Here is a 21205-nt window from a genome sequence, read left to right as displayed (position 1 = left end):
AAGCCGCCACCCGGCTTTTTTTCTTTCTGGAGGTGTGTAATGGCAATTGCACTTGTAACCGGTGCCAGCCGCGGAATTGGCAAAGCAACTGCGCTGCAACTGGCGAGGGAAGGCTACACCGTGGCGGTGAATTATCACCACAACATCAAAGCTGCAACCGACGTCATCGCACAGATTGTGGAAGAGGGCGGCAAGGCCTTTGCCTTGCGCGCCGACATCAGTGACGAAGCGCAGGTCATGGCAATGTTCGACAGCCTCGATCGTGAAGGCGAACCCCTCACGGCGCTGGTTAACAACGCCGGGATCCTGTTCGAGCAGAGCACTATCGAAAATCTTTCTGCCGAGCGTATCAACCGGGTGCTCGGCACCAACGTGACCGGGTATTTCCTCTGCTGTCGTGAAGCGGTAAAACGCATGGCGCTGAAACATGGCGGAAAGGGCGGGGCGATTGTGAATGTCTCGTCTGCCGCCTCGCGGCTTGGTGCGCCGGGGGAATATGTCGATTACGCGGCATCGAAAGGTGCTGTGGATTCTCTCACTACCGGGTTAGCGCTGGAAGTAGCCGCGCAGGGCATTCGGGTTAACTGTGTTCGTCCTGGGCTGATCTACACGGAAATTCATGCTTCTGGGGGTGAGCCGGGCCGTGTGGATCGGGTGAAGTCGATGCTGCCGATGCAGCGCGGCGGCCAACCTGAAGAGGTGGCGCAGGCGATTGTCTGGCTGTTGAGCGAGAAGGCGTCGTACGTGACGGGCAGTTTTATTGAGTTAGCGGGCGGGAAATAACCCTCTCACCCCAAAGGGGAGAGGGGATCAATCGTAGGCCCGGTAAGCGCAGCGCCACCGGGCAAAAAATTACAATGTCTCGCCGTTGCTGGCAATCACGCCTTTATACCATTCGAAGCTCTTCTTACGGGAACGAGACATATCGCCCGTACCGTCGTCGTGCTTGTTCACGTAGATAAAGCCGTAGCGTTTGCTGTACTGACCGGTGGTGAAGGACACGCAGTCGATGCAGCCCCACGGGGTGTAGCCCATCAGATCCACGCCATCATACGTCACCGCTTTGATCATCTCTTCCACGTGGGCACGCAGGTAGTCGATACGATAGTCATCGTTGATGCTGCCGTCCTCTTCCACTTTGTCATACGCGCCAAATCCGTTTTCGACGATAAACAGCGGCTTCTGGTAACGTTCATACAGCTCGCACAGGGCGTAGCGCAGGCCCACCGGGTCAATCTGCCAGCCCCAGTCAGAAGCTTTGACGTGCGGGTTCGGAACGCTGCCTTCGAAGCCGGAGATCGCATCGCCCGTACCGCCTTCCGCTTTCACCGCGTTGGTCATGTAGTAGCTGAAGCCCAGATAATCACAGGTGCCTTCACGCAGGATCTGCTCATCGCCCGCTTCCATATTGATGGTGAAACCGCGACGCGCCCATTCGTTCAGCACGTAGGATGGGTAGTAACCACGCAGTTGTACGTCGGTAAAGACATAGCGCTCACGCATTGACTCCTGGGCGAACATCACGTCTTCAGGTTTGCAGGAGAACGGATAGAGCGCCACCATTGCCAGCATGCAGCCGACTTTCATTTCCGGGTTGATGCGACGCGCGGCTTTTACCGCCAGGGCGCTGGCCACGAACTGGTGATGCAGCACCTGGTACATGGTCTCTTCCGGGTTTTGATGCTCGGTATAGACCACGCCGGAGCAGCAGTAGCCGAACAGCGGGGCGCGCCAGTTACGCTGGTTGTTGATCTCGTTGAAGGTCATCCAGTATTTGACCTTGCTCTTGTAGCGCTCAAACACCACTTCAGCGAAATTAACGAAGAAATCGACCACCTTACGGTTGGTCCAGCCGCCGTACTCCTGCACCAGATGCAGCGGCATTTCGAAGTGGGAGAGGGTGATCACCGGCTCGATGTTGTACTTCAGCAGCTCATCGAACATGTCGTCGTAGAATTTCAGCCCCTCTTCGTTCGGCTGGGTTTCATCACCTTTCGGGAAGATACGGGTCCAGGCGATGGAGGTACGGAAGCATTTGAAGCCCATCTCGGCAAACAGCTTGATGTCTTCTTTATAGTGGCCGTGGAAGTCGATGGCTTCATGGTTCGGGTAGTATTTACCCTCAACCACTTCCTGGGTGATTTCACGCGGCACGCCGTGAGCGCCGCCGGTCAGCACGTCACAAATGCTCGGGCCTTTACCGCCCTTGTTCCAGCCGCCCTCTACCTGGTGCGCCGCCACTGCGCCGCCCCATAAAAAATCTTTTGGTAAGGTGAGTTTTTTCATCTTTGCTAATCTCATTTATTGTCTTATTTGGAGTCTAACAAAGGGGAATAAAAAGTCACGATATAACAATTTGCAGACATTGTGATTTGTTACGGCAAAAAAACAGGGTGTTTTATTCCGTTAATTTCTTCGCCAGTTTGCGCCCCAGAGATTCAAGAATATAAATCACCGGGATTTGCGTGGTAATATCATAGACGCCCGCGATACGCGTTTGCGGCACATGCCACGAGAGATTAAAGTCTGCCAGTTTTGCCAGCCGTGAATGTTCGTGGCTGGTGATGGAGAGCACCTTGCAGTGATGCAGGCTGAACTGGCTGGCGAAGCGCAGGATCTCTTCGGTTTCGCCAGAGACGGAGAGCACAATCGCCAGGGCGTTTTTCGCCATATCGTTGGTCACCGGGAAATAAGGATCGTCGATATGGTTGCTGAATTTACCAATATTGGAAAAGAAACGTGCACCATATTTTGCCAGCGAGCCTGATGTACCTGCGCCGACAAATATAATACGCTCCGAGGATAAAATAATATCTACGGCGTTATTTAAAAGCGTATCAAACTCGTCGTTGTTTACGCTTTTGAAAAAACTGATAATCTCACTGGCACCAAAATTGGCCTGCTGCGGTTCGTTTTGTTCAAGATATAATTTAAAACGGACACGGAATTCAGAATAGCCATCGCATTTCAGCTTGCGGCAAAAACGCAGCACGGTGGTGGTGGAAACCCCCGCCGCATCAGCCAGTTCGCGAATGGTCATGTACATCACCTGGTCACGGTTTTTAATGACGGTGTTGTAGACCATCATCTCCAGATTATTGAGACTGGCAATGGCGGAATGGGAGAACATGCTCACAGTGGCTAAACTCACTCATCAGACTTCATCTTCAGGGAATAATAACATGCAGCCAAACGACATTACTTTTTTTCAGCGCTTTCAGGATGACATTCTGGCCGGACGTAAGACCATCACCATCCGTGATGAGAGCGAGGCGCACTTCAAAGCGGGCGATGTTTTGCGGGTGGGGCGTTATGAAGATGACGGCTACTTTTGCACCATTGAGGTAACAGGCACTTCAACCGTGACGCTGGACACGCTGACCGAAAAACATGCCCAGCAGGAAAACATGACCCTCGGTGAACTTAAGCGGGTGATCGCAGAGATCTACCCGAATCAGCGTCAGTTTTATGTTATTGATTTTAAATGCGTTTAATGTTTATCGTGAACATCTGTTAGCTGAAAATATCATTCAACTATATGATTAAATTAAATAAATATCTGGAGGATATTTATTTTAGCTAACAGGTGTTCACTGGAATCATTCTCAGTTAGCATAGTCAGCGATGCAGTATTCACTTATGTTTTCCCGGAGTTATCTATGGTTAGCAAACCATTAACCACACAGGGATATTCGCTGGCTGAGGAAATAGCCAACAGTATTAGTCACGGGGTAGGTCTGGTGTTTGGCATCGTCGGGCTGGTATTACTCCTGGTTCAGGCCGTCGACACGAACGCCAGCGCGCTGGCGATCACCAGTTATAGCCTGTATGGCGGAAGCATGATTCTGCTGTTCCTGGCGTCCACTCTTTATCATGCCATTCCGTATCAGCGGGCCAAGATCTGGCTGAAAAAATTCGACCACTGCGCCATCTATCTGCTGATTGCCGGGACTTACACACCGTTTTTGCTGGTGGGGTTGGATTCACCGCTGGCGCGCGGATTAATGATTGTTATCTGGAGCCTGGCGCTACTGGGGATCCTGTTTAAGCTGACCATCGCGCACCGTTTCAAGGTGCTGTCGCTGGTGACCTATCTGACCATGGGCTGGCTGTCGCTGATTGTCATCTATGAGCTGGCGGTAAAACTCGCGGCGGGTGGGGTGACGCTGCTGGCGGTGGGCGGAATTGTCTATTCGCTGGGGGTAATTTTTTACGTCTGTAAGCGCATACCCTATAACCACGCGATCTGGCACGGGTTTGTGCTGGGCGGCAGCGTGTGTCACTTCCTGGCGATTTATCTGTACGTTGGACAGGTTTAATTAAGATTGTTGGGTGCGGCCTGATGTCCTCACGCCAACCCTCTCCTGCGGATAGCGGCGCAAACATTAAAAACGGTAACCCTGGGGTTACCGTTTTGCTTTTACCTTTGCCACCCGGTACTCACAACATCACTCTTCCAGGGAATATGGCAGCGGCTCAATGCTCAGGGTATTGACATCTTCACGCACGCGGAAAACGCTGTCTGGCTCCATATCATTGTTCATGACGGCCTGTACAAGCAGACGGCCATCATCAAGCTGAACGGCGGCAAGCACGGTGCCGGTACGGCGCCAGTTGTCACCCATTTTCAGCTCCAGATCTTCGCCGGCTTCCGGTACGCGGCTGGCCTGGCCCGCCAGGTACCACAGCGCACGTTTGTTGGCGCCGCGGAACTTCGCGCGAGCCACCATCTCCTGGCCGGTGTAACAGCCTTTTTTAAAGCTGATCCCACCGAGCGCCTGCAGGTTAGTGGCCTGCGGAATAAACTGCCCGCTGTTGGCGGCATCGATAACTGGAATGCCCGCTTCAATGTTCAGTGACAGCCACTGCTGGCTATTATTCAGCTGTGCTTCGCCACGCAGGGCCTGGGTTACGCGCTCTGCGGTGGCGACATCGGTCACCAGCAGGAAGCGTTCCGCCGGGTGTTCAAACCACAGCAGCGAAGTAACACCGTCGTGAGTGACCTGGTTGTCAGCATCAGGAAGGTCGCTGAACAGGTTTTTCAAGGCTGCGCGCGCCTGGAATCCGGCCACGCCCAGCAGCACCAGTTCGTCATCGGCAGCGATGGTGACCTTGGAGAACACCGCATACTTTTTCAGCTCGGTAAGCTGCGCGTCACGCAGGCTGCGGCGCTCGATCAGGGCAAAGCCGTCCTGACGGCGGAAAATGCGCAGGTTGCTCCACATCTTGCCTTTCGGATCGCAGTGCGCGGCCAGCAGATGTTGGTGTTCGGTCATTTGACTGACATCAGCGGTCACCTGGCCCTGCAGGTACTTTTCGCTGTCCACGCCGACAACGGTTGCCAGCGCCCAGTCATCAAGAGTCATAAGCGTCAGCGGCAGACGCGCAGAGGCGACAGGCTGGCGCGGAGAAAACGGTGTAAATGCCATAGTGAGGTCCTGAATTGCATAACGCTTTGTTGATGCCTAATGGTAAAAGAGACTGTAGCCATTGCAAGCGGTTTCAACAGGCTATTCGTGCCCTTGCGCCATTCTGCATAACGCTACGCAAAACGGATGAATACCCGTATTTGTTGTGGTTTTTTCTGGAAGAGTGCGCCAGGAACATAATATTCCAGTAATGAAACAGCAAAAAACACGTTACACTAAGAGCCGTTTCTTCCCGGTGGACTCTCTTTCTCAGCCGATACGAACGGAACACTGCCTGAACTCAACGTTATGCAGGAAAATACACATGGACATTACTAACAAAGCCCGCATTCATTGGGCATGCCGTCGCGGTATGCGCGAACTCGATATCTCCATCATGCCGTTCTTCGAATACGAATACGACACCCTGAGCGATGAGGATAAAAAGCTGTTTATCCGCCTGCTGGAGAACGACGATCCTGATTTATTTAACTGGTTAATGAATCACGGCGAACCCGCCGACGCCGAACTGCAACGGATGGTGCTTTTAATTCAAACACGGAATCGGGAACGTGGTCCTGTGGCAATCTGATTTACGCGTCTCGTGGCGCGCCCAGTGGATGTCTCTTTTGCTCCACGGCCTGGTTGCGGCTTGCATCCTGTTGATACCATGGCCGCTAAGCTACACCCCGTTATGGTTAATTTTACTGTCGCTGGTGGTGTTTGACAGCGTACGCAGCCAACGGCGCATCAATTCCCGTCAGGGCGAAATCAAGCTGTTCATGGATTCCCGCCTGCAGTGGCAGGGTAGCGAGTGGGAGATTATCGGTACGCCGTGGATGCTCAATTCCGGCATGATGCTCCGCTTACGCAAGGGCGACGGGAAACGCTACCAGCATTTGTGGTTGTCGGCAGACAGCATGGATGAAGGGGAGTGGCGGGATCTGCGCCGGATGCTTTCGCAGCAACCGACGCACGGGCGGTAGGGGATTAGCTGAACTGCTCCGCCATTTCGCCAAGGATCTGCTCGCACCAGCTCTGCAGGCGCTCTTCGCTCAGATCGTATTGATTCGTCTCATCAAGGGCCAGCCCGACAAACAGCTGGCCGTCGGCAATGATCGGTTTCTTACTGGTAAACTCATAGCCCTCGGTCGGCCAGTAACCGATGAAGGTCACGCCTTTCGGCGCCAGCTTATCGTGCAGCATCCCCAGCGCATCAAGGAACCACTCGCCGTAGCCTAACTGGTCGCCCATGCCGTACAGCGCGATAATTTTGCCTTCCAGCTTCAGGGAATCAAGCTGATCCCAGATGGCTTCCCAGTCTTCCTGCAGTTCACCAAAATCCCAGGTTGGGATGCCCAGAATCAGTACGTCGTACTGTTCCATCATCGTCGGGGCGTCGTCTTTGAGATTATGGAGGGTGATCAGTTCCGGACCGATAATGTCGCGAATTTTCTCTGCCGCCATCTCGGTGTAGCAGGTGCTGGAACCATAAAACAGACCAATATTCATCGCTAAAATGTCTCAATACTTGCTATGACTTTGCGTGTAGTGTACCAGAAACAACCCGCATTCAGGCATAATGCACCCATTGCAGAACGAAAGAGGCTGACGTGGAAAAGGATCTCGCACTCATCGAGCAGTTTCTCGATGCGCTGTGGCTTGAGAAGAATCTTGCCGAAAATACCCTCAGCGCCTACCGACGCGATCTGGGCATGCTGGTGGCCTGGTTGCATCACCATCAACTCTCTCTTGCGACGGCCCAAAGCGACGATCTGCAGGCGCTGCTTGCCGAGCGTATGGAGGGAGGCTATAAAGCTACCAGTTCCGCGCGACTGCTAAGCGCCATGCGGCGTCTGTTTCAGCATCTGTATCGTGAGAAATTACGTCCCGACGATCCCAGCGCCGTACTGGCGTCGCCAAAACTGCCGCAGCGTCTGCCGAAGGATCTCAGCGAAGCACAAGTTGAGAGATTATTACAGGCGCCGGTGGTTGACCAACCGCTGGAGTTACGCGATAAAGCGATGCTTGAAGTGTTGTACGCGACGGGACTGCGTGTCTCTGAACTGGTTGGGCTGACGATGAGCGATATCAGCCTGCGTCAGGGCGTGGTACGGGTGATCGGTAAAGGCAACAAAGAACGTCTGGTGCCGCTGGGGGAAGAGGCGGTTTACTGGCTGGAGAACTATCTTCAGCATGGGCGTCCGTGGTTGCTTAACGGTGTCTCCATCGATGTGCTGTTTCCGAGCCAGCGTGCGCAACAAATGACGCGCCAAACCTTCTGGCATCGCATCAAACATTACGCCACACTGGCGGGTATCGACAGTGAAAAACTTTCGCCGCACGTTCTGCGTCACGCTTTTGCGACCCATCTTCTGAACCATGGCGCCGACCTGCGCGTGGTCCAGATGCTGCTTGGGCACAGTGACCTTTCAACGACGCAAATCTACACGCATGTCGCCACGGAACGCCTGCGACAGCTCCACCAACAGCATCACCCACGCGCGTGAGTGGTGACGTGTAACAGGAATCAATATGAAAAAGACTTTAGTGCTGTTCTCTCTGCTGGCAGCCTCATTATCCGGCCTGGCGCATGCAGACGATGCAGCCATCAAACAATCTCTGGCGAAGCTTGGCGTCACCAGCAGCGATATTCAGCCTGCGCCAATTCCTGGGATGAAAACCGTGATGACCAGCGGCGGTGTGTTGTACGTTACCGAAGACGGTAAACATTTTCTGCAAGGGCCGCTGTATGACGTAAGCGGCGCCCAGCCGGTTAACGTGACGAACCAGATGCTGATGAAAAACCTGAACGCGCTGGAAAAAGAGATGATTGTCTACAAAGCGGCGCAGGAAAAACATGTCATCACCGTGTTTACCGACATCACCTGCGGCTACTGCCACAAGCTGCACGAAGAGATGAAAGACTACAACGCGCTGGGGATCACCGTGCGTTACCTCGCTTTCCCGCGTGCGGGCGTGCAGAGCCAGCCTGAGCAGGACATGAAGGCCATCTGGTGTGCGAAAGATCGCAACAAAGCCTTTGATGATGCCATGAGCGGCAAAGGCATTCAGCCAGCCTCCTGCGATATCGACATTGCCAACCACTACGCGCTGGGCGTGCAGTTTGGCGTGACCGGTACGCCAGCTATCGTACTCAGCAACGGTTACGTGGTGCCAGGTTACCAGGGGCCGAAAGAGATGAAAGCCTTCCTCGACGAGCACCAGAAACAGTTTGGCGGTAAATAATTCGCGTGAAATCTTCGATACAACTCCGTCGTCGTGAAGTGAACGACAGCGCCGCGTTACCCGCGGATCTGTCGCCCCTGTTGCGTCGACTGTATGCCAGCCGTGGCGTGCAAACGGCAGACGACCTTGAGCGAAGCGTAAAAGGCATGTTGCCCTGGCAGCAACTGAGTGGCGTCGATACGGCCACGGAGCTGCTGTATAACGCCTTTCGCGAAGGGACGCGCATCATCGTGGTGGGGGATTTCGACGCCGATGGTGCCACCAGTACCGCGCTGAGCGTGCTCAGCCTGCGAGCGATGGGGTGCGATAACGTCTCTTACCTGGTGCCGAACCGCTTTGAGGATGGCTATGGCCTCAGTCCTGAAGTGGTTGATCAAGCGCATGCCCGTGGCGCTCAAATGATCCTGACGGTCGACAATGGGATCTCATCCCACAACGGTGTCGATCGTGCACACTCGCTGGGGATCCCGGTGCTGGTCACCGATCACCATCTGCCCGGCGACACGCTGCCGGCGGCGGAAGCGATCATCAACCCTAACCTGCGAGACTGCGCCTTCCCGTCGAAATCCCTGGCAGGCGTGGGGGTGGCGTTTTACCTGATGCTGGCGCTGCGCACGAAGCTGCGGGATAAAGGCTGGTTCGAGGCGCAGGGCATTGCGCCGCCGAATCTGGCGGAATTCCTCGATCTGGTGGCGCTGGGCACTGTGGCGGACGTCGTGCCGCTGGATGCCAATAACCGCATTCTCACCTGGCAGGGTTTAAACCGCATTCGGGCGGGCAAATGCCGTCCGGGCATTAAGGCGCTGCTGGAGATCTCCAACCGGGATCAACAGCGGCTGGCGGCCAGCGACTTAGGTTTTGCCCTTGGCCCGCGTCTTAACGCCGCCGGGCGTCTGGATGATATGTCAGTCGGAGTGGCGCTGTTGTTGTGCGATAACATCGCGGAAGCGCGCGTGCTGGCCAACGAACTGGACGCGCTGAACCAGACCCGTAAAGAGATCGAGCAGGGAATGCAGGCCGAAGCGCTGACCCTGTGCGAAAAGCTGGAGCGCAGCGGCGAAACGCTGCCCGGCGGGCTGGCGATGTATCATCCTGAGTGGCATCAGGGCGTGGTCGGGATTTTGGCCTCGCGTATCAAAGAGCGTTTTCACCGCCCGGTGATTGCCTTTGCTCCCGCAGGCGACGGCACGCTGAAAGGATCGGGCCGATCCATTCAGGGGCTGCATATGCGCGATGCGCTGGAGCGGCTGGACACGCTACATCCGGGGCTGATGATCAAATTTGGCGGTCACGCGATGGCGGCGGGTCTGTCACTGGAGGAGGCGAAGTTCGATCAGTTCCAGCGCCTGTTCAGCGAGCTGGTCACCGACTGGCTGGATCCGGCCCTGTTGCAGGGCGAAGTGGTCTCCGACGGCCCGTTAACGCCAGCCGAAATGACCATGGAAGTGGCACAGATGCTGCGCGATGCCGGTCCGTGGGGGCAGATGTTCCCGGAGCCGCTGTTCGATGGCCGCTTCCGTCTGCTGCAACAGCGGCTGGTGGGTGAACGCCACCTGAAAGTGATGGTAGAACCGGTAGGCGGCGGCCCGCTGCTGGACGGTATCGCCTTTAACGTCGATACCACCATCTGGCCGGACAACGGCGTGCGCGAAGTCGAACTGGCCTACAAACTGGATATCAACGAGTTTCGCGGCAACCGCACGCTGCAAATCATCATCGACCATATCTGGCCACTTTAGCATCACTATTCCGCTATAAAAAAGGGCGTGAATCCGGTACAATTCCGCCCTTATAACCGCATTTTGACTCGTCCATAAAAGAAAACAGACCATGTTTGAAATTAATCCGGTAAAAAACCGCATTCAGGACCTCACGGAGCGCTCCGACGTTCTTAGGGGGTATCTTTGACTACGATGCCAAGAAAGAGCGTCTCGAAGAAGTAAACGCCGAGCTGGAACAGCCGGACGTCTGGAACGAACCTGAACGCGCACAGGCGCTGGGTAAAGAGCGTTCCTCTCTGGAAGCTATCGTTGATACGCTGGATCAGATGGCACAGGGTCTGGATGACGTTTCCGGGCTGCTGGAACTGGCCGTTGAGGCCGACGACGAAGAGACCTTCAACGAAGCCGTAGCAGAACTCGACGGTCTGGAAGAGAAGCTGGCACAGCTGGAATTCCGTCGTATGTTCTCCGGTGAATACGACAGCGCCGACTGCTACCTGGATATTCAGGCAGGTTCCGGCGGTACAGAAGCACAGGACTGGGCCAGCATGCTGACCCGTATGTACCTGCGTTGGGCTGAAGCCCGCGGCTTCAAGACCGAGATCATCGAAGAGTCTGAAGGTGAAGTGGCAGGCCTGAAATCTGTCACCGTCAAAATCATTGGCGATTACGCCTACGGCTGGCTGCGTACGGAAACCGGCGTTCACCGCCTGGTGCGTAAAAGCCCGTTCGACTCCGGCGGTCGCCGTCACACCTCTTTCAGTTCCGCGTTTGTCTACCCGGAAGTGAAGGACGATATCGACATCGAAATCAACCCAGCGGATCTGCGTATCGACGTTTATCGCGCCTCCGGTGCGGGTGGTCAGCACGTTAACCGTACGGAATCCGCGGTGCGTATTACCCACATTCCGACCGGGCTGGTAACACAGTGCCAGAACGACCGTTCCCAGCATAAAAACAAAGACCAGGCCATGAAGCAGATGAAAGCGAAGCTTTATGAACTGGAGATGCAAAAGAAAAATGCTGAGAAGCAGGCGATGGAAGATAACAAATCCGACATCGGCTGGGGCAGCCAGATCCGTTCTTACGTCCTTGATGACTCCCGCATCAAAGACCTGCGTACCGGTGTCGAAACCCGTAACACGCAGGCGGTGCTGGACGGCAGCCTGGACCAATTTATCGAAGCAAGTCTGAAAGCAGGGTTATGAGGAACCAACATGTCTGAACAACAAGCACAGGGCGCTGACGCGGTCGTCGATCTTAACAATGAACTGAAAACCCGCCGCGAGAAGCTGGCTGCACTGCGCGAGCAGGGTGTGCCGTTCCCGAACGATTTTCGTCGCGATCATACCTCAGACCAACTGCACGCTGACTTCGACGCTAAAGAGAACGAAGAGCTGGAAGCGCTGAACATCGAAGTGGCCGTTGCAGGCCGCATGATGACCCGTCGTATCATGGGTAAAGCGTCTTTCATCACCCTGCAGGACGTTGGCGGCCGCATTCAGCTGTACGTCTCCCGCGACGATCTGCCGGAAGGGATCTACAACGAGCAGTTCAAGAAGTGGGACCTGGGCGATATCCTGGGCGCTAAAGGCAAGCTGTTCAAAACCAAGACCGGCGAGCTGTCCATCCACTGCACCGAGCTGCGCCTGCTGACCAAAGCCCTGCGCCCGCTGCCGGACAAGTTCCACGGTCTGCAGGATCAGGAAGCGCGTTATCGTCAGCGTTACCTGGATCTCATCTCTAACGATGAATCCCGCAAGACCTTCAAAATTCGCTCCCAGATTATGGCTGGCATCCGTCAGTTCATGGTGGGCCGCGACTTTATGGAAGTGGAAACCCCAATGATGCAGGTGATCCCGGGCGGTGCGTCTGCGCGTCCATTTATCACGCATCACAACGCCCTGGACCTGGACATGTACCTGCGTATCGCGCCGGAACTGTACCTGAAGCGTCTGGTGGTGGGCGGTTTCGATCGCGTATTCGAGATCAACCGTAACTTCCGTAACGAAGGCATCTCCGTACGTCATAACCCAGAGTTCACCATGATGGAACTCTATATGGCTTACGCGGATTACAAAGATCTGATCGAGCTGACCGAATCCCTGTTCCGTACGCTGGCGCAGGATATTCTGGGTACCACTGAAGTGCCTTACGGCGAAGAAGTCTTCGACTTCGGCAAGCCGTTCGTTAAGCTGACCATGCGCGAAGCGATCAAGAAATACCGTCCTGAAACCGAGATGGCTGACCTGGATAACTTCGACTCTGCGAAAGCGATCGCTGAAAGCATCGGTATCAAGGTTGAGAAGAGCTGGGGTCTGGGCCGTATCGTGACCGAGATCTTCGAAGAAGTGGCGGAAGCGCACCTGATTCAGCCTACCTTCATCACCGAATACCCGGCAGAAGTTTCTCCGCTGGCGCGTCGTAACGACGAGAACCCGGAGATCACTGACCGCTTTGAATTCTTCATCGGTGGCCGCGAAATCGGCAACGGCTTTAGCGAGCTGAACGATGCAGAAGATCAGGCGCAGCGCTTCCAGGATCAGGTTGATGCGAAAGCGGCGGGTGACGACGAAGCCATGTTCTTCGATGAAGACTACGTGACCGCGCTGGAACACGGCCTGCCGCCAACAGCGGGCCTGGGCATTGGTATCGACCGTATGGTGATGCTGTTTACCAACAGCCACACCATCCGTGATGTGATCCTGTTCCCGGCGATGCGTCCGGTTAAGTAAGCCACAGCTACCAGAAAGCCCCGGCGTTAATCGCGTCGGGGCTTTTTTATTGCTTCGCGTCTGCTGCGAAGCGGACCAAACCCTCTTCTGCCGCTCTCGCTTCCATCACCATCCACGGGCTAAAGGCCCAAGGGGTGGCTTCCAGCGCGCGTAACAGTGCTTCAAGCGTTACCCACTGATACTCCATCACTTCGTCGCGATTGATGTTTACGTCGTTGACAGCATGTGCCGCGAAGACCGGGCATATTTCGTTTTCAACAATCCCGGAGGGATCGGTTTCGCAGTAGCGGAATGCGGGTGCGACCGGAATAATCCCGGCAATCTCGACGCCCACTTCGTAGCGGCAGCGGCGGATTATGGCCTGTTCTGACGTTTCACCCTGTTGCGGATGGCCGCAAACGGAGTTGGTCCAGACACCGGGCCAGGCTTTTTTGCTCATGGCGCGACGGGTGACCAGACACTCACCCTTGTCGTTGAAAAGCCAGCAAGAGAAGGCCAGATGTAGTGGGGTGTGAGAGGTGTGTGCAGCGTACTTTTCCTGAGTGCCGATTATCTTTCCCAGGTCGTTGACCAAAATGACGTGTTCGTGTGTGTCCATTGTAACTCCGTGCTGAAATCGTCAGGCGATACTGACTTGTTAGTGTTCCACTAAGTTCAGCGCGGCCTGACCCGGGCGATTATATCGCAATCGGCATTAAACTGTTTGTCGCATAGGGTGCTCTTGGGCATCCGCGGTGGGGCTGCTATGATAGCGCGGCCATTCACGTTGACCGAGGAACTGTTTTGTTTGCAGGAAGCCCGACGAAAAACCCTGTTTCTGCTCTGTTTTGCCTGATCCTGGCCCTGTTGCTGGCGGGATGCGCAGGCAATCAGTCATCGGATTCTGGTGCTGTGTATACCGTTAAACGCGGCGATACGCTGTACCGCATCTCGCGTGCGACTGGCACCAGCGTGAAGGACTTGGCGCGCCTGAACAATATTTCGCCGCCTTACACCATTGAAGTGGGGCAAAAGCTGAAGGTTAACGGCAGCAGCGCCACAGCTAAAAAATCCTCTTCACGTAGCAAAGGTAAAACCGCCGCAGTCACTCCTTCTTACGTCGTGCCTAAGTCCTCCTGGCCACCCGTCGGACAGCGCTGCTGGATCTGGCCCGCCAGCGGCAAAGTGGTGATACCGTACTCCACCTCGGAAGGGGGCAACAAAGGGATTGATATCGCGGGCACCCGCGGATCGCCGGTCTACGCCTCCGATGCGGGCAAGGTGGTCTATGTCGGCAACCAGCTGCGCGGCTATGGCAACCTGATCATGATTAAGCATGGCGAGGATTACATCACCGCCTATGCACATAATGACACCCTGCTGGTGAATAACGGACAAAACGTGAAGGCCGGGCAGAAGATCGCCACCATGGGCAGCACCGGCTCCAACACCGTGGCGCTTCATTTCCAGATTCGTTATAAGGCAACCGCCATCGACCCGGTACGCTATTTACCGGCGCCGGGCGGCAAACCGAAGTGCTAAGTGGTTATTTAATCGCCGGTTAGCGCAGGGGAGTCTTGTCAGAAGGGGCGTAAGGTCTATAATGCTTTACGCACCTCAAAGCGGGCGTAGTTCAATGGTAGAACGAGAGCTTCCCAAGCTCTATACGAGGGTTCGATTCCCTTCGCCCGCTCCAGCATCTCTTCTTACGTTCCCTTATTTCCTGCCAATTTACACCAGTAAGATCTGAATCAGCATTTGTACGAAATAGAGCGCACAGGCGATCTGTATTACCCGAAAACCCCATCTGACATAGCGCCATGCCTGGCGTTCCCGGGCATCAGCGTGTGCAATGGCGGGATCCGCAGGCTGCTTTTTGCGTTTTGCTCTAATGATATCCCACGCCCATAAGGCGAGCAGTAAAACAACTAATCCTTTTAAAAATAGCGGGTTATCCATGGTGATTCAGACGCTCCGGGTAGTCTGCTGATAAAAAACAGACTACCTGAAAGACACCACCTTAACGTTGATTAATAGCATGATTTCTCAGTCAGAATTCTGCCCCGCTTAAGGCACTGGATCATTCTATTAAATAAATGTTAACTTTTTGGTTCTCACAGCCAGCATCATCCCTATTCCCGAAAGCATAATAACGACAGAGGCAATGTCATGGATAACGATCTCCTGCAAGCCGGGTACCGGGCCTATACCGGTGAGAAAATTGATGTCTACTTCAACACCGGTATCTGTCAGCACGCGGGAAACTGCGTGCGCGGCAGCGCCAAACTCTTCAACCTGAAACGTAAACCGTGGATCATCCCTGATGAAGTGGATGTTGATACGGTCGTGCGTGTGATTGACACCTGCCCAAGCGGCGCACTTAAATACCGCCATAAATAAGCGAGAAAACATGGAAATTCAGGAAGGTCATAACAAGTTTTATGTGAATGATGCCGACGGTAACCAGGTCGCGGAGATCGTTTTTGTTCCCACCGGCGAACACCTCAGCATTATTGAGCACACCGATGTCGATCCCAGCCTGAAAGGGCAGGGCGTGGGCAAACAACTGGTCGCGAAGGTGGTGGAAAAAATGCGCGCAGAAAATCGCAAAATCATCCCGCTGTGCCCGTTCGCGAAACACGAATTTGATAACAACCGCGAGTATGACAGTATCCGCGCTTAATGTTGAACAGCACGCTGCCGCAAACCAGCGTGCTGCCTCCTGGTCAGGCGATAAACATCACCGACACGCATAGCACCCCAACGATCAGCGTCAGCACATTGCCAACGGAGCGGTAAGGTTTCAGGGCCGGAATAAGGAAGGTGGACAGGGTCGGCATGATAAACAGGATCATGGCGATAAGCGGTCCGCTGATGGCATAGATCATCGAGATAGCATTCGGGTTAATGCAGCACACCGCAAAGGTGATCAGCGAAACACCCATCACCGACACGGCTCGATTGAAGGCCCGGCTTTTCTTGACGCCAACCTGATTTAACCCCGATTTCACTATCTCCGTAGCCCCCTCAATCACCCCAAAATAGGTGCCGAGAAACGACTTCGACATCGCGATGATGGCCACCACAATGCCGGAGATCCCAAGCCACGAAGGGGAAGAGGGCATCATCGAGAGGGCAGAGAGAATGGTAACCCCTTGCTCTTTAGCGGCCACGATGTAAGACGGAGGGATCGACAGCAGGCAGCTGAAGACAAAGAACAGCACGCTCAGGCAGATAATCAGGTACGCCACCTTCATGATGCGGGTACATTTGCCCATCGCGGCGTCGCCATATTTCTCACGTCGGTCAACGGCAAAGGTCGAAATAATCGGGGTATGGCTGAAGGCGAACACCATTACCGGAATGGAGATCCACACCTGGTGCAGGGTGTGCTGATCAACGCTCATCTGACTGGTGAGCAGCGAGGGCTGCCAGCTCTGGGTGAGATACAGCGACACCAGCAGGAAGTAGGCGATCAGCGGAAAGACCAGAAAACCCATCACCCGGATGGTGACATGACGCCCCATCAGAAAGGTCAGATTCAACGTCAGCACGACGCCCAGACTGACCAGCACCCGCACGGTCATGTCTACCGGGATATGCTTCGCCAGTTGCTCAGTCAGAGAGTTAGTGATCGCCACGGCATAGATCTGCACCACCACAAAAAAGGCGACAAAGTAGAGCGTGGTGATCAGATTGCCGATCTTTTTCCCGTAGTAGTGCGTCACCGCACCGGTGATCCCTTCGCTGCCTTTCGTTTTCGCTGAGAGGATAAACTGACATAACGCTTTGTGGGGCCAGTAGGTGAATGGATACGCCACAAGGGCGGTGATGAACAGGACGACAGCGCCCGCAGATCCTAACTGGATGGGCAGAAACAGGGTTCCTGCGCCCACGGCTGTGCCGTACAGGGCAAAGCTCCAGAGGGTCTCTTCTTTAGACCAGATTTTCGACATGAGAGAAACGTATCAACTATGAAACCAACAAAAAGGAGACTATTTTACCATAATTACCCGTAGGGGTCGCAGTTGGCGCTGAAGGGAGCGGGCCGGAAAGCATTTCCGGCCGGAGGGATTAAGACGTGGCAGCGTGCTGCTGCTGGCGGCGCTTCATGATGCGATCGCGCAGGGTGTCGTACGCCCAGTTATAGACCATGGTGTACGGCAGGAAGAAGATAAAGAAGCCAATCTCTAAGGTTAACGCCTGCAACAGGCTCACGCCCAGCACCAGCGAAACAATGCCGACGCCGATAAAAATAAACCCGACTTCGAAGCCAAGGGCGTGCAGGGCACGAACTTTGGCGGTGCGGGTAACGATATGCCGCGGCCACAGTCTGTCAAAACCGGCGTTATAGATGATGTTCCAGATCATCGCCGTCGTGGCGAGAAGAATGGTTAACCCGCCCATCTCGAGCACCGGACGTTGCATCAGCCAGGCGGTGGTGGGGGCCAGGATCGCCGTGGCAATCCCTTCGAATAAGACGGCGTGGAAGATGCGTTCCGGCAGTTTTCTGCGCTGAATATCGTTGTGCTGCATAACCTGATACCTCATTAACCTGCCAGGATGGGCAGAGCCAGGGCGCTATTTTTATCGCTAAAACTGATATATTAAAGTTAGATTCCATCGATAAAGTAGATACATCATGCGCTACTCACCCGAAGCCTTAACGGCATTTGTCGAGACGGTTTCCGCAGGCTCGTTCTCCGCCGCCGCCCGCCGCCTGCGTAAAAGCCAGTCCACCATCAGTACTGCCATCGCCCATCTGGAAGATGACCTCGGCTTTGCGCTGTTCGATCGCAGCGCCCGCCAGCCGGTACTCACCCCCCAGGGCAAGCAAGTGCTGGGCTACGTCCAGTCGATCCTCGCGGCCAGCGCAAGGCTCGACGAACTGGCGGTCTCCCTCAGCGAAGAGACCGAAGCGCGCCTGACCTTTGTTCTCTCGGACACCCTGCACCCGGACGTGCTGGAGGAGATGCTGTTTCGTTTTGACGCGCGATTTCCCCATACCGAGTTCGAATGCCTGATTGGTGAGGAGGAAGATGTCATCGACCTGCTACAAAAGGGGCGGGCGCATATCGGCCTCACCGAGGCGCGGGAAAGTTATCCTACCGACATTGCCGCTATCCGCCTGCCGATGCAGACCCACATGGCGATCTATACCTCCGCCACGCATCCCCTCGCCGCGCAAAGCCGCATCGAAGCCGACGAGCTACACGGCTGGCGGGAGCTGCGCCTGAATACCTATCTGGAGCGCGAACCGGTGCTGGCGCAAGGGCCGGTGTGGTCGGCACCCAACTACCTGCTATTGCTCAGCATGGCGGTGCAGGGCTTCGGCTGGTGCGCGCTGCCCTCTGCGCTGGTGGAGGAGTTTGCGCCTGCGAAAACGCTGGTGCAGCTCAACGTGTCGGGCTGGCCGCGTTCGGTGGCGATCGATCTGGTATGGAATAAACGCTCCCCGCCAGGCACGGCGGGAAACTGGCTGCGGCACTATCTGCAGCACAAGGCGGATCCCGTGTGACGAATACGACATTTTCCTGATCGGTAGCAAAATCTAAAAGGTCTACACTGAATGGGGTAAATTAACCGACTGAGAAGAGACATGGCCGCTAACAACCAGATAACGCCCCGGGTGTTGATGCTCTCGTCAAAAGACTGGGTGCCGAATAATCCCCATCTGCCGGTACTGATTTATAAAGGGGCAGTTACGGATGGCGATTTTGCCAGTCAGTTTGAACAGCGCTTTGCCGACAACGGCTGGCCGCCTCAGTGGCGCGATGGGATTTTTGATTATCACCATTACCACTCCACTGCGCATGAAGTCCTGGGGGTTTCCCGCGGTGCGGCGCGCCTGGTCATCGGCGGTCCAGGGGGAGAAGAGGTGGAGGTCGAAGCCGGGGACGCCCTTTTATTGCCTGCGGGAACCGGACACTGCCGCTTATCGGCGACGCTCGATTTTCAGGTAGTGGGCGCTTATCCGCCGGGCATGGAGTTCGATCTGTGTAAGCAGGCAGCGACGCCCGCAGTCCTGTCGCGTATCGTCTCGCTGCCGTTTCCTGAGCAGGATCCGGTGAATGGCAACTCGCTCCCCTTAACCCAGTACTGGAAAACCCCGCCCTTCAGCCCGTGAAGGGCGGGATAGCATTACTTGCCGGTATAAATATCAAAACTAAAGTATTTGGCAGCAAGCTTTTTGTAGGTTCCGTCGGCCAGGATCGCCGCGATCGCCCCGTTCAGCTCCTGGCGCAGCTGATCATCCTCTTTGCGCAGACCAATGGCTGCCCCGGCACCAAACAGCGCATCGTCCTGCAGCGCGCCGCCAACAAAGGCGAAATCTTTCCCCTGCGGTTTGTTGAGGAAGCTGTATTCTGCCATCACCCCGGAGAGCACCGCGCCGTCAATACGCCCGGATTCGAGGTCGCGGATCACCTGGTCAGCGCCCTGATAGGCCACGACGTTGACACCCTTGCCGCGCCACTGTTCATTAGCATAGGTTTCCTGAGCGGAACCTTGCTCCACGCCGATGGTTTTCCCTTTCAGCTGATCCACGCTGGCGCTGGTAAGGCTGTTTTTACGCGCCACCAGGAAGGCCGGGCCGCTGTAAATTTTATCGCTGAAGGCAATCTGCTCTTTACGTTTCTCAGTGATGTACATCCCTGAGAGGATGGCATCAAATTTACGCGCCTTCAGGGACGGAATAATGCCGTCGAAGTTGCTTTCAACCCAGACGCATTTGGCCTGTAGCTGCTGACAAATGGCATTGCCCAAATCAATATCAAAACCGACCACCTCGCCCTGCGGGTTTTTTGACTCGAAGGGTGCAAAGGTGGGATCCACGCCAAAGCGCAGCTCTTTCGTCTCGGCTGCAAAAGCAGACGACGCTGCCAGTAACGCGACCAGCGGTAAAAGGTATTTTTTCATTTCAGGTCCCTGTTTTAACGGCAGTAGTTTTCAACCAGACGAGCAAAGAAGGAGGCCCCGGTTGTGATGATCTCATCATTGAAGTCGTAGCCGGGGTTATGCACCATGCAGCCGCCTTTTTCCCCTTTCTCGCCGTTGCCGAGCAGGAAATAGCTGCCCGGACGTTGCTGAAGCATAAAGGCAAAATCTTCACTGCCGTTGGACGGCGAGACGCTGTCGAGTACCGCATCTTCGCCAAAAAATTCGACGGCCAGCTGGCGGGCGAAGGCAGTCTGCTCGGCATCGTTCACCAGTACCGGGTAGGAGTCATAGATCTCCACTTCGCTGGTGGCACCGTAGCTGCGGGCGGTAAAATCGGTAAGCTCCTGAATGCGGCGGATCAGCAGGTCGCGGATCTCCGGTTTCATTGAACGCACCGTCAGCTCCATTACCGCGCTGTCCGGGATCACGTTGGAGGCAATGCCCGCCTGGAAAGTCCCTACGGTCACCACGGCGGTTTCACCCGGCGGCACGTTACGCGCCACAATGCTCTGCAGGGACATGATCAGGGCGGCCCCGGTGACAATCGGATCCACGGTGCGTTCCGGGTGTGCGCCATGCCCACCGTACCCTTGCAGGGTAATTTTCACGGTATCGGCAGAGGCCATAAAGTTGCCTTCATAGAAGCCAAACTTACCGGTCGGCAGATAAGGCATATTGTGCAGGGCAAAAATACGATCGCAGGGGAAGCGGTCAAACAGCCCGTCTTTAATCATTAAATCAGCGCCGCCAATTGCTTCTTCGGCAGGCTGAAAAATAAGGTGTACGGTGCCATTAAACTGGCAGGCATCAGAGGCGATATATTTCGCCGCAGCCAGTAAAATCGCCGTGTGGCCATCGTGACCGCAGGCGTGCATTTTACCCGGCACGGTACTGGCCCAGGGTAAATTGGTGGCTTCAAAGATGGGTAAGGCGTCCATATCGGCGCGCAGGCCAATGGATTTGCTGCCCTGGCCTTTGCTGAGCGAGCCGACAACGCCGGTTTTCCCGATCTCCCGGGTCACCTGATAACCCCAGCCTTCCAGCTGGCGGGCAACCAGGTTACTGGTATTAAACTCTTCAAGGCTTAATTCAGGATTGGCATGTAAATGACGGCGGATGGCGATGATTTCGTCTTCTGATTCTTTTATTTCTGGAATGATACAGTCGGACATTT

At 55.2% G+C, this 21205-nt stretch carries 25 protein-coding genes and 1 tRNA gene; 16 read left to right on the top strand and 10 right to left on the bottom strand.

The window, feature by feature from the left end; genetic code table 11:
* Positions 1 to 39: 39 nt before the first annotated feature.
* Positions 40 to 783 carry an SDR family oxidoreductase gene (locus ABIE02_RS14225; RefSeq protein WP_032613873.1) on the top strand — a complete coding sequence of 248 codons (744 nt, stop codon included), beginning with the start codon at positions 40 to 42 and terminating at the stop codon, positions 781 to 783.
* Between the two features lie 69 nt (positions 784 to 852).
* On the opposite strand, the gene ABIE02_RS14220 is transcribed toward ABIE02_RS14225, so the two are convergent.
* A complete protein-coding gene (locus ABIE02_RS14220; RefSeq protein WP_059307240.1) occupies positions 853 to 2286 on the bottom strand; it encodes a 6-phospho-beta-glucosidase in 1434 nt (477 codons plus the stop codon).
* 112 nt (positions 2287 to 2398) lie between these two features.
* Positions 2399 to 3130: a MurR/RpiR family transcriptional regulator gene (locus ABIE02_RS14215; protein ID WP_032613869.1), complete on the bottom strand. Its 732-nt coding sequence runs from the start codon at positions 3128 to 3130 to the stop codon at positions 2399 to 2401.
* Positions 3131 to 3182: 52 nt separating this feature from the next.
* Here ABIE02_RS14215 and yqfB point away from each other — a divergent pair, with 52 nt between their 5' ends.
* On the top strand, positions 3183 to 3494 hold the full coding sequence (gene yqfB, locus ABIE02_RS14210) for a N(4)-acetylcytidine aminohydrolase (protein ID WP_032613867.1): 312 nt from the start codon (positions 3183 to 3185) through the stop codon (positions 3492 to 3494).
* Positions 3495 to 3659: 165 nt separating this feature from the next.
* On the top strand, positions 3660 to 4319 hold the full coding sequence (gene trhA / locus ABIE02_RS14205) for a PAQR family membrane homeostasis protein TrhA (protein ID WP_032613865.1): 660 nt from the start codon (positions 3660 to 3662) through the stop codon (positions 4317 to 4319).
* Positions 4320 to 4448: 129 nt separating this feature from the next.
* Here trhA and ygfZ read toward each other — a convergent pair whose 3' ends face one another.
* Positions 4449 to 5429, bottom strand: a complete 981-nt coding sequence (gene ygfZ / locus ABIE02_RS14200) for a tRNA-modifying protein YgfZ (RefSeq protein ID WP_032613862.1) — start codon at positions 5427 to 5429, stop codon at positions 4449 to 4451.
* Positions 5430 to 5733: 304 nt separating this feature from the next.
* On the opposite strand from ygfZ, the gene sdhE reads away from it, so the two are divergent.
* A complete protein-coding gene (gene sdhE, locus ABIE02_RS14195; RefSeq protein WP_032613860.1) occupies positions 5734 to 6000 on the top strand; it encodes an FAD assembly factor SdhE in 267 nt (88 codons plus the stop codon).
* The gene (locus ABIE02_RS14190) at positions 5981 to 6394 is read left to right on the top strand and encodes a protein YgfX (RefSeq protein ID WP_032613858.1); all 414 of its coding nucleotides are present in this window, start codon (positions 5981 to 5983) and stop codon (positions 6392 to 6394) included. Before sdhE ends, ABIE02_RS14190 begins: the two co-directional genes overlap by 20 nt.
* Positions 6395 to 6398: 4 nt before the next feature.
* Here ABIE02_RS14190 and fldB read toward each other — a convergent pair whose 3' ends face one another.
* The gene (gene fldB / locus ABIE02_RS14185; RefSeq protein ID WP_164541027.1) at positions 6399 to 6920 is read right to left on the bottom strand and encodes a flavodoxin FldB; all 522 of its coding nucleotides are present in this window, start codon (positions 6918 to 6920) and stop codon (positions 6399 to 6401) included.
* Positions 6921 to 7021: 101 nt separating this feature from the next.
* On the opposite strand from fldB, the gene xerD reads away from it, so the two are divergent.
* The 5 genes from xerD (at position 7022) to lysS (ending at position 13113) form a co-directional block, all read left to right on the top strand.
* Positions 7022 to 7918, top strand: a complete 897-nt coding sequence (gene xerD / locus ABIE02_RS14180) for a site-specific tyrosine recombinase XerD (RefSeq protein WP_032613854.1) — start codon at positions 7022 to 7024, stop codon at positions 7916 to 7918.
* A gap of 25 nt (positions 7919 to 7943) precedes the next feature.
* The gene (gene dsbC, locus ABIE02_RS14175) at positions 7944 to 8657 is read left to right on the top strand and encodes a bifunctional protein-disulfide isomerase/oxidoreductase DsbC (protein WP_032613852.1); all 714 of its coding nucleotides are present in this window, start codon (positions 7944 to 7946) and stop codon (positions 8655 to 8657) included.
* Between the two features lie 5 nt (positions 8658 to 8662).
* Complete coding sequence (recJ, locus tag ABIE02_RS14170) at positions 8663 to 10396, top strand: single-stranded-DNA-specific exonuclease RecJ (protein WP_130588241.1); 1734 nt, start codon at positions 8663 to 8665, stop codon at positions 10394 to 10396.
* A gap of 91 nt (positions 10397 to 10487) precedes the next feature.
* A protein-coding gene (gene prfB, locus ABIE02_RS14165; protein ID WP_103792602.1) for a peptide chain release factor 2 occupies positions 10488 to 11586 on the top strand; the annotation gives its coding sequence in 2 pieces (ribosomal slippage) (positions 10488 to 10562 and positions 10564 to 11586; 1098 coding nt in all).
* 9 nt (positions 11587 to 11595) lie between these two features.
* Positions 11596 to 13113 (top strand): lysine--tRNA ligase, encoded by a 1518-nt coding sequence (gene lysS / locus ABIE02_RS14160; RefSeq protein WP_032613846.1) that lies wholly within the window; start codon positions 11596 to 11598, stop codon positions 13111 to 13113.
* A 46-nt stretch (positions 13114 to 13159) separates the two neighbouring features.
* On the opposite strand, the gene idi is transcribed toward lysS, so the two are convergent.
* Positions 13160 to 13711, bottom strand: a complete 552-nt coding sequence (gene idi, locus ABIE02_RS14155) for an isopentenyl-diphosphate Delta-isomerase (protein ID WP_200142750.1) — start codon at positions 13709 to 13711, stop codon at positions 13160 to 13162.
* Positions 13712 to 13872: 161 nt separating this feature from the next.
* Between idi and actS the strand changes: the two genes are divergently transcribed.
* Positions 13873 to 14634: an amidase activator ActS gene (gene actS, locus ABIE02_RS14150; protein WP_373407781.1), complete on the top strand. Its 762-nt coding sequence runs from the start codon at positions 13873 to 13875 to the stop codon at positions 14632 to 14634.
* 80 nt (positions 14635 to 14714) lie between these two features.
* Positions 14715 to 14788 (top strand) — tRNA-Gly (locus ABIE02_RS14145).
* Positions 14789 to 14823: 35 nt separating this feature from the next.
* Here ABIE02_RS14145 and ABIE02_RS14140 read toward each other — a convergent pair.
* Complete coding sequence (locus ABIE02_RS14140; protein ID WP_150872338.1) at positions 14824 to 15051, bottom strand: hypothetical protein; 228 nt, start codon at positions 15049 to 15051, stop codon at positions 14824 to 14826.
* 210 nt (positions 15052 to 15261) lie between these two features.
* Between ABIE02_RS14140 and yjdI the strand changes: the two genes are divergently transcribed.
* Positions 15262 to 15492 carry a 4Fe-4S mono-cluster protein YjdI gene (yjdI, locus tag ABIE02_RS14135; RefSeq protein WP_032613838.1) on the top strand — a complete coding sequence of 77 codons (231 nt, stop codon included), beginning with the start codon at positions 15262 to 15264 and terminating at the stop codon, positions 15490 to 15492.
* 10 nt (positions 15493 to 15502) lie between these two features.
* Positions 15503 to 15775, top strand: coding sequence for a GNAT family N-acetyltransferase (locus ABIE02_RS14130; protein WP_059307250.1), 273 nt, complete (start codon positions 15503 to 15505; stop codon positions 15773 to 15775).
* A 43-nt stretch (positions 15776 to 15818) separates the two neighbouring features.
* Here the strand turns inward: ABIE02_RS14130 and ABIE02_RS14125 are convergent, their stop codons facing one another.
* Both ABIE02_RS14125 and ABIE02_RS14120 read right to left on the bottom strand, forming a co-directional pair.
* Complete coding sequence (locus tag ABIE02_RS14125; protein WP_130588244.1) at positions 15819 to 17048, bottom strand: amino acid permease; 1230 nt, start codon at positions 17046 to 17048, stop codon at positions 15819 to 15821.
* A gap of 118 nt (positions 17049 to 17166) precedes the next feature.
* Positions 17167 to 17628 (bottom strand): multidrug/biocide efflux PACE transporter, encoded by a 462-nt coding sequence (locus tag ABIE02_RS14120; RefSeq protein ID WP_059307252.1) that lies wholly within the window; start codon positions 17626 to 17628, stop codon positions 17167 to 17169.
* Positions 17629 to 17734: 106 nt separating this feature from the next.
* Between ABIE02_RS14120 and ABIE02_RS14115 the strand changes: the two genes are divergently transcribed.
* Both ABIE02_RS14115 and ABIE02_RS14110 read left to right on the top strand, forming a co-directional pair.
* The gene (locus ABIE02_RS14115) at positions 17735 to 18610 is read left to right on the top strand and encodes a LysR family transcriptional regulator (protein ID WP_032613829.1); all 876 of its coding nucleotides are present in this window, start codon (positions 17735 to 17737) and stop codon (positions 18608 to 18610) included.
* An 81-nt stretch (positions 18611 to 18691) separates the two neighbouring features.
* A complete protein-coding gene (locus ABIE02_RS14110; protein ID WP_112300308.1) occupies positions 18692 to 19219 on the top strand; it encodes a cupin domain-containing protein in 528 nt (175 codons plus the stop codon).
* A gap of 14 nt (positions 19220 to 19233) precedes the next feature.
* Here the strand turns inward: ABIE02_RS14110 and ABIE02_RS14105 are convergent, their stop codons facing one another.
* Both ABIE02_RS14105 and ABIE02_RS14100 read right to left on the bottom strand, forming a co-directional pair.
* Positions 19234 to 20010, bottom strand: a complete 777-nt coding sequence (locus tag ABIE02_RS14105) for an ABC transporter substrate-binding protein (protein ID WP_032613826.1) — start codon at positions 20008 to 20010, stop codon at positions 19234 to 19236.
* 14 nt (positions 20011 to 20024) lie between these two features.
* A complete protein-coding gene (locus ABIE02_RS14100; protein ID WP_032613824.1) occupies positions 20025 to 21203 on the bottom strand; it encodes a M20 aminoacylase family protein in 1179 nt (392 codons plus the stop codon).
* Positions 21204 to 21205: the final 2 nt, after the last annotated feature.

This window comes from Leclercia sp. 1548, assembly GCF_050435045.1.
Lineage (GTDB): Bacteria > Pseudomonadota > Gammaproteobacteria > Enterobacterales > Enterobacteriaceae > Enterobacter > Enterobacter adecarboxylatus.
Note: the sequence above shows the minus strand (reverse complement) of the source record. Positions and strands in the feature narration are given on the sequence as shown.